This is a genomic window from Actinoalloteichus sp. AHMU CJ021, assembly GCF_002895405.1.
In the GTDB taxonomy this organism is placed as follows: domain Bacteria; phylum Actinomycetota; class Actinomycetes; order Mycobacteriales; family Pseudonocardiaceae; genus Actinoalloteichus_B; species Actinoalloteichus_B caeruleus.
Map to the genome: position 1 here is coordinate 1,771,689 of NZ_CP025990.1, position 12,428 is coordinate 1,784,116.

At 72.7% G+C, this 12,428-nt stretch carries 13 protein-coding genes; 4 read left to right on the forward strand and 9 right to left on the reverse strand.

Annotation, left to right across the window (positions count from 1 at the left end):
• Positions 1–111: 111 nt before the first annotated feature.
• Together C1701_RS07300 and C1701_RS07305 are read right to left on the reverse strand one after the other, a co-directional pair.
• Positions 112–1,215: a DUF3152 domain-containing protein gene (locus tag C1701_RS07300; protein WP_051712631.1), complete on the reverse strand. Its 1,104-nt coding sequence runs from the start codon at positions 1,213–1,215 to the stop codon at positions 112–114.
• 27 nt (positions 1,216–1,242) lie between these two features.
• A complete protein-coding gene (locus tag C1701_RS07305) occupies positions 1,243–2,421 on the reverse strand; it encodes an alpha/beta fold hydrolase (RefSeq protein WP_026417268.1) in 1,179 nt (392 codons plus the stop codon).
• 193 nt (positions 2,422–2,614) lie between these two features.
• Here C1701_RS07305 and C1701_RS07310 point away from each other — a divergent pair, with 193 nt between their 5' ends.
• The gene (locus C1701_RS07310; protein WP_026417269.1) at positions 2,615–3,250 is read left to right on the forward strand and encodes a TetR/AcrR family transcriptional regulator; all 636 of its coding nucleotides are present in this window, start codon (positions 2,615–2,617) and stop codon (positions 3,248–3,250) included.
• A 79-nt stretch (positions 3,251–3,329) separates the two neighbouring features.
• Here C1701_RS07310 and C1701_RS07315 read toward each other — a convergent pair whose 3' ends face one another.
• Positions 3,330–3,557, reverse strand: a complete 228-nt coding sequence (locus C1701_RS07315) for a DUF3107 domain-containing protein (RefSeq protein WP_026417270.1) — start codon at positions 3,555–3,557, stop codon at positions 3,330–3,332.
• A 186-nt stretch (positions 3,558–3,743) separates the two neighbouring features.
• On the reverse strand, positions 3,744–4,451 hold the full coding sequence (locus C1701_RS07320; protein WP_026417271.1) for a ferritin-like fold-containing protein: 708 nt from the start codon (positions 4,449–4,451) through the stop codon (positions 3,744–3,746).
• 458 nt (positions 4,452–4,909) lie between these two features.
• Here C1701_RS07320 and C1701_RS07325 point away from each other — a divergent pair, with 458 nt between their 5' ends.
• The 3 genes from C1701_RS07325 (at position 4,910) to C1701_RS07335 (ending at position 8,924) form a co-directional block, all read left to right on the forward strand.
• Positions 4,910–6,574, forward strand: a complete 1,665-nt coding sequence (locus C1701_RS07325) for a DEAD/DEAH box helicase (RefSeq protein ID WP_035291288.1) — start codon at positions 4,910–4,912, stop codon at positions 6,572–6,574.
• Positions 6,575–6,630: 56 nt separating this feature from the next.
• On the forward strand, positions 6,631–7,842 hold the full coding sequence (locus C1701_RS07330; RefSeq protein WP_337662181.1) for an Rv3212 family protein: 1,212 nt from the start codon (positions 6,631–6,633) through the stop codon (positions 7,840–7,842).
• A 227-nt stretch (positions 7,843–8,069) separates the two neighbouring features.
• Complete coding sequence (locus C1701_RS07335) at positions 8,070–8,924, forward strand: alpha/beta fold hydrolase (RefSeq protein WP_030104332.1); 855 nt, start codon at positions 8,070–8,072, stop codon at positions 8,922–8,924.
• A 159-nt stretch (positions 8,925–9,083) separates the two neighbouring features.
• Here C1701_RS07335 and C1701_RS07340 read toward each other — a convergent pair whose 3' ends face one another.
• The 5 genes from C1701_RS07340 to C1701_RS27220 form a co-directional block, all read right to left on the reverse strand.
• Positions 9,084–9,455: a hypothetical protein gene (locus tag C1701_RS07340; RefSeq protein ID WP_337662182.1), complete on the reverse strand. Its 372-nt coding sequence runs from the start codon at positions 9,453–9,455 to the stop codon at positions 9,084–9,086.
• Entirely contained in the window at positions 9,452–10,285 is an 834-nt protein-coding gene (locus C1701_RS07345) for a RecB family exonuclease (protein WP_026417274.1), read from the reverse strand. Before C1701_RS07345 ends, C1701_RS07340 begins: the two co-directional genes overlap by 4 nt.
• A gap of 106 nt (positions 10,286–10,391) precedes the next feature.
• Positions 10,392–11,252: a PHP domain-containing protein gene (locus C1701_RS07350; protein ID WP_026417275.1), complete on the reverse strand. Its 861-nt coding sequence runs from the start codon at positions 11,250–11,252 to the stop codon at positions 10,392–10,394.
• Positions 11,253–11,273: 21 nt separating this feature from the next.
• The gene (locus C1701_RS07355; RefSeq protein ID WP_026417276.1) at positions 11,274–11,843 is read right to left on the reverse strand and encodes a PH domain-containing protein; all 570 of its coding nucleotides are present in this window, start codon (positions 11,841–11,843) and stop codon (positions 11,274–11,276) included.
• A gap of 127 nt (positions 11,844–11,970) precedes the next feature.
• Positions 11,971–12,129, reverse strand: a complete 159-nt coding sequence (locus C1701_RS27220; protein WP_169533952.1) for a hypothetical protein — start codon at positions 12,127–12,129, stop codon at positions 11,971–11,973.
• Positions 12,130–12,428 lie beyond the last annotated feature (299 nt).

The following is a 12,428-nucleotide window of genomic DNA, read 5'->3' on the forward strand; positions in this document are numbered from 1 at the left end:
ACCGGAATTCCCGTCCCAACCAGTGGACGGCACCGGGGTACCGGGCGGTGGCTCCGCCTCCGTCCATGCCATGCGGACGCCGGGGGACACCACGGACACCGGCGGCCGTGGTCACTCGACCGTCGGGTGCGGCCAGCCGTTGGGCTTGCACACCTTGCCGTCCGCCGGGATGGCCTGGCCGCCCTGCCCGGTTCCCTCGATCAGCTCGTGCAGCTCGTCGTTGCTCGTGCTCCAGCTCTGCTGCATCATCACCGGCGCGAGGCCGCCGTCGATGTCGCACGGGACGTGGCCGTGTCCGAAGTAGTGGCCGACCTCGTGGTTGATCAGGTACGCCTGGTACTGGGCCATCGCGCCCTCGAAGGCGCGGCCCCCGCGCACCCAGCGGGCGGCGTTGAGGAACACCCCCTCGGGGCGGCGGCACGACGCCTCGAAGTCGACGCCGCCCCCGCACTTGAGCTTGGCGTGCGCCTGGGAGATCAGGATGACCCGGAAGTCGGCCTCCTCGACGGTGTCCACCCGTTGCACCGAGATGGCTTCGCTGCCGATCCAACTGCGGGGGTCGGAGAGGGTGGCCTCCACCGTGTTGGCGTAGGCCTCCACGTCGAGGGGGACGTCGAAGCCGACCTCGTACTCCACGGTGTAGCGGTGGAGGGAGTCCCCCTCCCCCACCGGCTCGGAACGCCCCGGCACGATGTCGTAGGTCCCCGCGCCCGTCGTCGGGAAGGGGCCGCCGTTCGGGAGTTCCGCCGAGATGACGTCCGGGTCGAAGGACGGGTTGGCGTCGAAGCTGACGCTGGGCTCCGCCGGTTCCGTGCCCGGGGTGCCGCCCGCTCCTCCGGTGGCGTCGGAGTTCGGGGCCTCCTCCGCCGTGTGCTCGGCGTCCTCACCCGGGGTCCTGGCCACGTCGACCGCGACGATGATGGTCAGGACGAGCAGCACGGGCAGGGCGTACACCCGCCAGCTCGGTGCCCGGCGGGACCGGGTACGACCTGAGGAGCTCCCCTCGCCACCGTCGACGGTCCTCGGCGAGTCCGCCTGGTCCTCGTCCCGCGCTCCGGCCTCCGGGGCCCAGGAGGCGGCAAGCGGTTCTCCCGTGGTCCGCCTCGAGTCCCGCTGGTAGCGCTTCTCGCTGGGGCGCCGCCGCGCCGGCCTCCGATTGTCCGATCCTCGGGAGGTGGGCCGGGGGCGGCCGGGACCACCGGCGTCGGGGTTCATCGGTGCCACGCCGCAAAGCGTGCCACATCAGGCACCGAGAACATTTCCTCCTACCCTGGTGTCGGCGGTCGATGTGGGTGAATTCCCACCGTCGGGCTCCCACTGGTCCTCGGCCAGGGCGTCGATCATCCCGAGGACCGCTCGACCCACCGCCATCGGCTGTTCCATCTGCGCGACGTGCCCGGTCCTGGGGAGCACGAGCAGCCGAGCCCTCGGGAGCGCCAACGCCGTACGCGTGGCCTTGCGGACGCTGACCAGGCGGTCCTCCGCACCCCAGACCACCAGCGCCGGGGCTGGCACCCGGCGAAGCACCCGCCACGGCGAACGCGCGCCCGAGGCCAACCAGCTCCTGACCATGTTGAGCGAGGTCTCCCCCATGGCGACACCGGCCCAGGGGTTGCGGCCGAGTTCCGCGAGCTCGTCGGCGAGCTCGGCGAGCCGGTGGGTGGGCACGAGTTCCGGCCTGGCGAAGCACAACCGGCGCAGCTGCTCGGCGCGCCGCGCCGGGGGCACCCTGGCCAGCGCGCGCCGCACCCTCGGGCCGAGGAGCGGGAGGAAGGTCAGGGGGTAGCGGGGCTCGGTGAGCCGCCCCGGGTTCGGCCTCAGGTCGGGCACCGCCGGTGACACCAGGGTCAGGGTGCTGACCAGCTCGGGCCAGCGGGCGGCGACCTCGGCGCACACCAGTCCGCCGAAGGAGTTGCCCACGAGGTGGGCCGGCCCGCCGGCGAGCCGCCGCAGGCTCTCGGCGAGGAAGTCGGCGTGCTCGTCGAGGCCGTACCCGAAGTGGGCCGGGGGTTCCGAACGGCCGAATCCGGGGAGGTCCACGGCGAGGGTCGGGTGCCGGACGGCGAGCACACCGGCGAGATCGGTCCAGTTGGTGGCGGAACCGGCCAGCCCGTGCACGCACACGACGGGTGCCGCCTCCTCGGTGGAGGTGCTCGGGGTCTCCCGCACGTGCACGCGGCCGCGCCCCACCTCGACCTGCCGCCCTGGCCAGGGCGGTCGCCGGTGGTCGATGGCGGGCACCTCCCCGGTGAACATGGGCACCCAGGTCAGTGACCTCCTCGGGTCGGGCCGGCGGCCGTCGACCCGACCGGCGGTCGCCTCCCGGTGCCGGTCACCCTGCCACCGGCCGAGCTGCGCCCAGGCCGCCGTGAACTGGCTCCGCACCCGGGCGCTCAGCGCCCCCCACGTCGGCACCGTCATACGTCCAGGATGCCAAGGGAACGCTGGGGCGGCAGCGCCACCGAGTCCGCCCGAACGGGTGCCGCCCACTCGGACAGGTGACGCCCCGTCCGCAGCCGTGCCGCACAACTGCGACTACCAGCGAGTAAGGTCAGGCAACTGGCGGAGCCAGGACCACCGCACGGTGTGCGGGACATGCTGGAGGCGAGAAGACATGACGGAAACCACGCGCGAATCCGCGGAGCAGGCGGGCCGCGGGGTCCGGTTGCCCCGCACGGAGAGGCGGGCGCAGCTCCTCGCCTCCGCGCAGGACGTGTTCGTCGCCAACGGGTACCACGCCGCGGCGATGGACGAGATCGCCGACAGGGCCGGCGTCAGCAAACCCGTCCTCTACCAGCACTTCCCCGGCAAGTTGGAGCTCTACCTCGCCCTGCTCCAGCAGAAGGTGGAGGACATGGTCAGCCGTGTGAACACGGCGATCGAGTCGACGACGGACAACAAGCTCCGGGTGCACGCGGCCGTGGCCGCGTACTTCGACTTCGTGAACGCGGAGGACGGGTCGTTCCGGTTGGTCTTCGAGTCGGATCTCCGGGGCGAGGCGGCCGTGGAGCAGACCATCGACCACGCGATGTCCCGCTGCGTCGAGCTGATCGCCGAGGCCGTCACCGCCGACGCCGGTCTCGATCCGGAACGCGCGAGCCTCGTCGCGATGGGCCTGGTGGGGCTGAGCCAGGTGACCGCGCGCTACTGGCTGACGAGGAACCGGCTCGTCCCCCAGGAGGAGGCGATCGAGCTGATCGCCAGCCTCGCCTGGCGCGGCATCAGCGGCTTCCCCCTCCAGCACCCCTGACATCCACCGGGGGTCGCCAGCTCATCCGCTCCGGCGGCGGGCGGGCCGCGCCCCGAGCTGGGACGCGGCCCGGCCGAGATCAGGCGATGCCGAACCCGACCCGCCTGGTGTCCGCGGGGCCGATCTCGACGTAGGCGACCCGCGCGGTCGGTACGACGAAGCGACGCCCCTTGTCATCGACCAGGCTCAGCAGCTTCTGCTCGCCGCTCAGCGCGTCGCTGACCGCCGTCTCCACCTCGTCCGGTGTCTGCGAGCTGGTGAGGACGAGCTCTCGTGAGCTGTCCGCCACACCGATCTTGACCTCCACGCCGACCTCCGGTCGTCGATCCTGAACCAACCGGGTCAGGCTAATGGAATTCGCGGTCCGCCCGGCGCGCACCCGTTCGTCGGGAGGGCGGCCGGGTCGGGCCGGCGGCCCCGCTGTTCCCGCCTCGCGGCCAGGGCCACGACCACCCCCTGGACCCCGGCTGGCGCCGGGCGTCGCGGCCAGGCCTCACCCCAGGCCCAACGCTCCCATCCGCTTGGTGTGGGTGGTCTGGAGACGTCGCAGCAACGCACCGATGCCCGCCAGGTCCCCCGACCCCCGGATGACCAGCTCCGTGAGCCCGTCCCGCTCGGCGGCCACCCGCTGCGCCTGGGTGACGGCCTCCCCCAGCAGGCGGCGGGCCCAGAGGGTGAGGCGGTCGCGCAGCGACCGGTCCCCTTCGCAGGCCGCCCGGACCTCGCGTTCCGCGAAGGCCGAGTACCCGGTGTCGGCCAGCACCTCCAGGACGAGGTCCCGGGTGCGGGGGTCGAGCCAGTTCGCCACCTCGCGGTAGAAGTCGGCGGCGAGGCCGTCACCCACGTAGGCCTTGACCAGGGACTCCAGCCAGGACCGGGGGGCCGTGGAGGTGTGGAAGTCGTCGAAGGGCTTCGCGAAGGGCCGCATCGCGTCCTCGATGGGGACGCCCACCGTCCCCAGGTGCTCCTCCAGGCGCCGGTAGTGCCCCATCTCCGCGGCGGCCATGTTCGCGAGCGCCGCCCGTCCCGCCAACGTCGGCGCGGTTCTGGCGTCCTCGGCCAACCGGTCGAAGGCCGACAGTTCCCCGTAGGCCAGCACCCCCAGCAGGTCGACGACCCCGTCCGCTACCGGGGTGGCGTCGGGTCCTCGGTCGGTGCGGACGTCCCCCTGCTCGGGGGCGGGCCGATCAGACGTGGTCATGGTCGCGGAGCCTAGTCGCGGGGTCCCCGCTTTCCCACCCGCGCGGCGGTCCGCGGCCCCCGGAGGGCGGCCCTGTGAGCGACGCGACCAGGACTCGGGTCCGGCGTACTGGGGTTGGTTGCCCTCTCGGGGTAACCTGACGGTGATGCATGTGCCGGTCATCGCGCACCGCCAGCCAGCCGGTCCCTCGCGCGGCGGCGTTCACGAGCGGCGGTGCTACCGGATGCACACCCGAACTGTGGCGGCCACGCCGCCATGTGCACAGAGTGCGCGCACTGAAACCTCGGCCCTCCCGCGCCGGACACCGACGAGCACGTCGCTCACGTGTCGTGACCGTGGTCGAGCGCCCTGCCACAGCCGTGCGCGCTGGTACGAGAGAGGCGATCACTCTGACAACGAACAACGACACCGACACACCGGGGCCCTCGGCCTCCGCTGAGACCGGTTCCCCCGACGAGGTGCGGATCGACCACAGCGAGACCGGCGCCGAGAACGCCCAGCCGGCGCCCCACCCCCTGCACGCGTCGGCGCCACCCGAGCCGGCGGCACCCACGTTCGCCGAACTGGGGGTGCTGCCCGCGATCACCCAGGCGCTCGACGAGGCGGGCATCACCCACGCCTTCCCGATCCAGCAGCTCACGCTGCCACTGGCGCTGGCCGGCGACGACGTCATCGGCCAGGCCAGGACGGGGACCGGGAAGACCCTGGCCTTCGGCGTGCCGATGCTCCAGCGGGCCGAGCTGCCCGGTGACGGGACGCCGCAGGCGCTGATCGTCGTTCCCACCCGGGAGCTCTGCACCCAGGTGACCAGGGACATCACCGACGCCGCCCAGCACCTCGGGGTGCGGACGCTGGCCGTGTACGGCGGCCGCCCCTACGAGCCGCAGATCGCGGCGCTGCGGGCCGGCGTCGACATCGTGGTGGGCACCCCCGGGCGGCTCCTGGACCTCGCGGAACAGCGCCACCTCGTCCTCGGCAAGATCCGAGGGCTGGTCCTCGACGAGGCCGACGAGATGCTCGACCTGGGCTTCCTGCCCGATGTCGAACGCATCCTCAGCATGGTCCCGGGCGAGCGGCAGACGATGCTGTTCTCGGCGACCATGCCCGGTCCGATCGTCACCCTGGCCAGGACGTTCCTGCGCCAGCCGACCCACGTCCGGGCCGAGGAGGTCGACGCGGGTGCGGTGCACGAACGGACGAAGCAGTTCGTGTACCGGGCGCACGCCCTCGACAAGACCGAGCTGATCGCCCGGGTGCTCCAGGCCGAGGACCGGGGGCTGAGCATGATCTTCACGCGGACGAAGCGCACCGCGCAGAAGATCTCGGACGAGCTCGCCGAGCGCGGGTTCGCCTCCGCCGCCGTGCACGGCGACCTGGGGCAGGGCGCGCGGGAGCAGGCCCTCCGCGCGTTCCGGGCCGGCAAGGTCGACATCCTGGTGGCCACCGACGTCGCGGCCCGGGGAATCGACGTGGCGGGTGTCACCCACGTCATCAACTACCAGTGCCCGGAGGACGAGAAGACCTACGTGCACCGCATCGGCCGGACGGGCCGCGCCGGCCGCGAGGGTGTGGCCGTCACCCTCGTCGACTGGGACGAGGAACCCCGCTGGAAGCTGATCAACGACGCGCTCGACCTGGGCCGCCCGGAACCGGTGGAGACCTACTCCACCTCCGACCACCTCTTCGAGGACATCGGCATCCCGCGTGACGCCTCCGGTCGCCTCCCCCTGGGCCGCCGCACGAGGCCGGGTCTGGACGCCGAGCCGGTGGAGGACCTCGACCGCAACGAGCGGGCCGGCCGGAACCGTCGGCGCCGGGGTGGGACCGCCACCCGGGGTCGCGGCGGTGACCGCGCGGCCGCCAACGCCGAGCGGACGTCCGAGGGCTCTGCCGACCGGCCCGCGCCGAGCCGCAGGAAGCGCCGGCGCACCCGGGGTGGCGTCGCCGTGGGCGGTGAGAACGGCCCGCAGAGCAAGGAGTCGCAGGCCGTGAAGGAGACCGGCTCAGCCGACCAACCCTCGGGTGGGGGCGCTCCGCGCCGCAGGAGGCGGCGGCGCCTGGGCTCGGCCGGGGAGTCGACCACCGCCGGCGGTTCCGGGCAGCAGGGTGAGAACGCCGGCTGATCCGGCGACGTGGGATCACGAGCGGCCGGCTGGTGCCCGGGGCGGAGGGGCGGGACGTGGTGAAGCCTGAGCGGCGGACACGCGGGGACGTCGTCGTGGCCAGCCTGCTCATGGTGGGCGTGCTGGCGGTGGGAGCGGTGCTCTGGCGCACCAGCGACCTCGCCGGGACGACGGCTGAACCGTCCGTGCTCCCCGTCGTGGCGCCTGACCCGGCGGTCGCGCTGCCCGCCGGGCTCCAGGAGCTCTGGCGGGCGGACAGCCCGGCGACGAGTTCACCGGTGGTCGCGGGGCCCGCCGTCGCCACCGCCTCGGGCGGCGAGGTCGTGGGCCGGGACGCGCTCACCGGGGAACCCCGCTGGCGTTACGCGCGTGACCTGGAGCTGTGCACGGTGTCGGCGGCATGGGAACGCGCCGTCGCCGTGTACCGGCGCGGCGACTTCTGCTCGGAGGTGACCACGCTGGACGGGGCGACCGGGGACCGGGCCGGGCAACGGCACGGCGACTCCGAACCGGCCACGGAACTGGTCACCGACGGCCGCTACGTCGCCACGACGGGCGAACGGTTCGTGGAGGTCTTCGGCTCCAACATGGTGATGACCCTGGAGTACGGGGACGTGCCAGCCGTGGTGAACCCGAACCGGCAGCCGAGGAGCGACTGCCGGTACCTGTCCACCCTGCTGGCCGAGGGCCGGCTGGCGCTCATCGAGCGGTGCCCCACGGACGTGACCGACCGGGTGACGCTGTTGACCGCGAAACCGGACGACAGCGACCGCCCGGAGGAGACGTACAGCCAGACCCTGGACGACGTCGGTGCTCGGCTCGTCGCGCTCACCGACGACCACCTGGCCCTCTGGCTGCCGAACCCCTCGCGGATCGTCGTGTACGACACCGAGCGGGGCGACCGGCTGGCGGAGCACCCGGTCGACACCACGGCCGAGGACCTGGACCGGGCGTCGTCCCAGGTGCCCGAGACCACGGCGTCTCCCAGCCACGTCTACTGGTACACGGGTCGGAGCACGGTCGCCCTGTCGCTGTCCGACCTGAGCCCGTCCTGGTCGGTCCCGGACACCCTGGGGTCCGGGGCGGTGCTCGCGGGCCGGTTGCTCGTTCCCGAGCCCGGCGGTCACGCCGTCGTCGACACCGTGACCGGCGAACGGGTCGCGACGCTGCCCGTCGACCGGGGCGGGCACGCGGGTCCGGTGCGGACCTCCGTCCTCGGCCCGGTGCTGCTGGAACAACGTGCCAGCGAGGTCGTGGCGCTCGGCTGACCCGCGCACCTCGGTCCGGCCGCGCCCGCCGGGGCGTCCGCTCCCGAGTCCGCACCGCTCGTCGAAGCGGGGGGGCCCGCCCGCGCGGGCCGCACGCGGTGGGTTCGCGACCAGGTCGGGGGACCTCCGGCGGCCTCGGGAGTGTGGTGGGCGAACCCGCCCGGGGCAGGCGTGATCGGCCCGGGATGGGGCACACTGATGCAGTGACTGTTGTGCGTGGATCCGAGATGAGTCCGCACCGTGCGATCCCGGTCCAGCTCCCGACCGAATACGGCGAGCTGTCAGGTCTGCACGGAACGTCACAGGCCCGCACCGTGCTGGCCACCGCCGTGCTCCTGCCCGGGTACACGGGCTCCAAGGAGGACTTCGCCGCGCTGATCGACCCGCTCACGGAGGCGGGTTTCGACGTGCTCACCATCGACCTTCCCGGCCAGTACCAGTCGGACGGGCCCGACGACGAGGACGCCTACCGACCGTCCCGGCTCGGGGTGGTGATCGCCAACCTCGTCTCCCGCCTCCGGTCCGAGGGACGCCGGGTCCTGCTGCTCGGCCACTCCTACGGCGGTCTGGTCGCGCGGGCCGCCGTGCTCTCCGGGGCCGAACCCGTGGGTCTCACCCTGCTCGCGTCGGGGCCGTCAGCCCTGCCCCCCGGCCCGAGGCTCTCCCTGATCGAGTTGTGCGAGCCGGCGCTGCGCCTGCACGGCGTGGAGGCGGCGGCCCAGATCTACGAGGCGCACGACCCGGCCTGGTCGGCCAGACCGCGTGAGCTGCGCACCCTGCTGCGCGCCCGGTTGGTCTCGTCCATGCCCGCCGGGCTGCTCGGGATGGCGACCGCGTTGCGCACCGAACCCGATCTCGTTCCCGAACTCGCCGCCCGGATCCAGGAACACCGCATCCGGGGCTTCGTGGTGTGCGGCGAGCAGGACGACGTGTGGTCGGTGGAGACCCAACGCGAGATGGCCGAGAAGCTCGGCGTCGACTTCGTCACCGTCCCGGACTCGGGCCACAACCCCAACAAGGACAACCCGCAGGGGCTGCTGGACGTGCTCGTCCCCACCTGGCAGCGCTGGCTGCTCAGCTAGGCGGCCGCCCCCGGCGACGCCCCGTGCGACCCCGGCCGGGCGGCACGCCCCGAGGCCGCCCCGCTGCCGGCCCTTGAGTCGCCTCGTCCCCGCTCCGCCGCCCCGGCCCATCGAGGCGCGGCACCGCCCGGCGACGGGGATCAGCCCCCGGGTGGGGGGTCAGTGCCACCACCCGGTCCAGAGCAGCCACCCGGCGACGAGCACCACCAGGACCGGCGCCCACCACCGGGCGGAGCGGGCACTGCGGTCGGCGTACGCCTGCAGCCCGACGGCGACCACGCTCGCCCCCAGGTGAAGTGCCACGAACCCGTACCCCGGCCCGGGGTAGCCGCGGTGCAGCGCGAGGACCTGGAGGCCCAGCACGACGAGGGCGAGCACCACGAGCCCGGCGGCCACGGCGCCGCTGAACCCGCGCCACCCCCGGTTCGCCACTCCGCCTCGGGTCGACGGGGAAACCACTCGAAGGCCGAGGACGTCGGTGTCCTCAGTGGAGTTGGTGATGGGCCGGGGTAGCCGGTGAGTTCCGCTCACGGTGCCAACAGATCCCACGGTTCCAGGTCGGGCGCGGCGGCCCTCCCCTCCGGACAGGAGCGCCGGAACTCGCAGACCGAGCAGCCCCGCCCGGGACGCGGCGGGAAGTGCTCGTCGGGGTCAGCTCCCCGGTCGAGGGCCGACGCGGCGGCGGAGAGTTCCTCCGCGATCCGTTCGGCGTGCCTCCGGTGCTCGGCCAGCGTTTCCGCGTCGTGGTCCCACGCCACCACCCGGCCGGTCGGGAGGTGGTGCAGCTCCACCCGGCTGCCGGGTCGGCGCAGGGTGCGCCGGGCCGCCATCAGGTAGAGGGCCAGCGCCCGCGAGTCGCGGGCGTCCTCCGTGGTGAGCACGTGCCGCCCGGTCTTGTAGTCGACGACCACGAGCTGGCCGTCCCGGTCGTCGATCCGGTCCACCCGGCCCTCGACGATCAGCGCACCGGTCGGGGCGGACACCCAGCGTTCGAGGGCGACCGGTTCCCCGGCCGCCTCCGGGCGACGGGCGTACTCGTCCAGCCACTTCGCCGCCCGCGACCGGTACTCGGCCGCCTGCTCCCGGTCGCGGAACCCGTCGCCCTTCCAGTACCGGCGGAGCAGGACCGGCAGGTCCTCGGGGTCCCGCTGGTCCGGCGGGCTCTCGAAGTAGGCGCGGAGGACGTTGTGCACCACCGCCCCGAGGGTGCTGTGGGCCCAGGCGCCGCCCCGGGCCGGGGCGGGCCGGTCCAGGTACGTCGCGCGGTACCGACGTGGACAGTCCTCCCAGCGTTGGAGCCTGGCCGGGGTGACCCGGACCAGCTCCTTCGGCATGCCTTCCAAGCCCAACTGCCCTTGCACGCTGCCACGGTACGCACACCCGCCGGAACGGCTCGCGGTGACCCGCCGACCTCGGTCCTGGTTCGGGACGCGCGGAGCCCTCCGCCGGACCGGCCGACCCGAGCCGTCAACCACCCCGGACGTGGTTACCGGTCGCCGAGGAGATCAACCGTTCGAACTGCTCCGGGTCGGTCGTCTCCTGGCCGATGCGGAGCGACTTGTGGACCCCGTGGTAGTCGCTGGAGCCGGTGGTGACGAGGCCGAGTTCGCGGGCGATACCGGCGAGCTCGGCGCGGGTCTCCGGATCGTGGTCGGGGTGGTTGACCTCCAGCCCCGCCAGGCCGCACTCGGCGAGGTCCGTGATCACCCCGGCCGTGACGACCGGGCCCCTCGCCCTGGCGAAGGGGTGGGCGAGCACGGTGACGCCGCCCGCGCGCCTGATCATCTCGATCGCCCGGCGCACCGGGGTGTCCGCCCGGCGGAGGTGGTAGGGGCTGCCAGCGCCGAGGTAACGGGCGAAGGCCTCGTCCACGCTGGACACGACACCCGCGCGGACCAGTGCGGCGGCCAGGTGCGGCCGCCCTGCGGACGAGCTCTCCGGGAGCTCGGCGAGCAGCAGCTCGGGATCGACTGGGAACCCGTCCTCCCGCATCATCACGGCCATCCGCAGGAGGCGCTCGCGGCGTTCCGCGCGCAACCGGAGCTGCTCGTCCGCGAGCTCGCCCGAGGTGTCGTCGAACAGGTAGGCCAGCAGGTGGACCGTGACGTGGCGGCCGTTGCCGTCGGGGGACACGCAGGACAGCTCGGCGCCGGGGACGAGTCGCAGGCCGGGCGGGAGGGCGGCGGTGGCTGGCGCCCACCCGACGGTGGTGTCGTGGTCGGTGAGCGCCACCACGTCGAGTCCCGCGCGTGCCGCGGCAGCGACCAGCTCTTCTGGGCTGTCGCTGCCGTCGGACGCGGTGGAGTGGGTATGCAGGTCGATGCGCACCACTCCAGTCTGACCGAGTACCTAGCGTGCCTTCACCGCGCGCCGACGGCCCAGCGCCGCGCGACGGGCCTTCATCATGGTGAAGCGGTCCTTGTCGGTCTTCTTCTCACCGAAGACCAGTTCGGAGATCGCGTCGTTGATCTCCTCGGGGTTGGGCGTGTACTCGATCCGGTCCAGGCCCTGGACCTGGCCCGCCGACTCCACGACCACGGTCCCGTAGCCCATGAGTCGACCGCCCAGGGTGCGTTGGAAGGTCAGGTCGGTCACCTTGCCGATGGGCATCATGGCGACCTTGGTGGTGAACACGCCGGTGGTGAGCATGAAGCGCTTGTCCGTGATCACGATCCGCTCCACCCACCACTCGAGGACGTAGTAGGAGAAGCGGAGCACGACCGCCAGCCCGGCGTACCAGAGCATGTTCTGGATCAGAGCCGAGTCCTGGGGGGCTAAGTAGGACACGAGCATCAGGCCGACGAGCAGCGCGCCGGCCTCGAAGACGTCCCACATCATGCTCGCCCAGTGCCTGCGAACCCGGATCACCCGTCGCTCGGAGTCGAGCAGGTACTCGTCCGGATCTCGTGGTGCCAGCACCGCTACATCCCTCGCCTGACTCTCAGAACTGCCTCGGACCTGGTCAGCGGCCGATGGGTCGACCGCCGGAGGAGGTGCGCACCGCCTGGCTGGTCATCACCTCGACCAGCCGGACACCCGACACGTCTCAGAACAGGTTGCGGACGAAGGTGATGATGGCCTCGGCCGCCTGGCGGAGCGAGTTCAGGATGTTGTTGACGACATCTCCTGACCCGACAGGATCGCTGATCAAGAAGAACAAGAGCAACGCGATCCCAGCGAACGTGAGGATCTTCTTGAGGTTCACGATGACCATCCCCGTCTGCTAGCCGCACCTGGCTGGTGCCTGCTGATCCGTTGTACCGCACTCCACGGGTGTCCCGCAGAGCGCCTAGCGCGCTTGAGTCAGCGTTTCGCGCTCAAGCCTGAACCCGATTACGCTCTGTGCCAATGGGCGAACCGGGTGAACTATACGTGCGCCACGCCGGCACCGTGTTACTGGACGCGCCCGACCGCCTACTCCTCGTGCTTCACCCGCATCCGCCGAACGCCGGACGCTGATCCGTTCCGGGCAGCCGGCCGGAGCACGGGGCGGGGTCCCGTCGG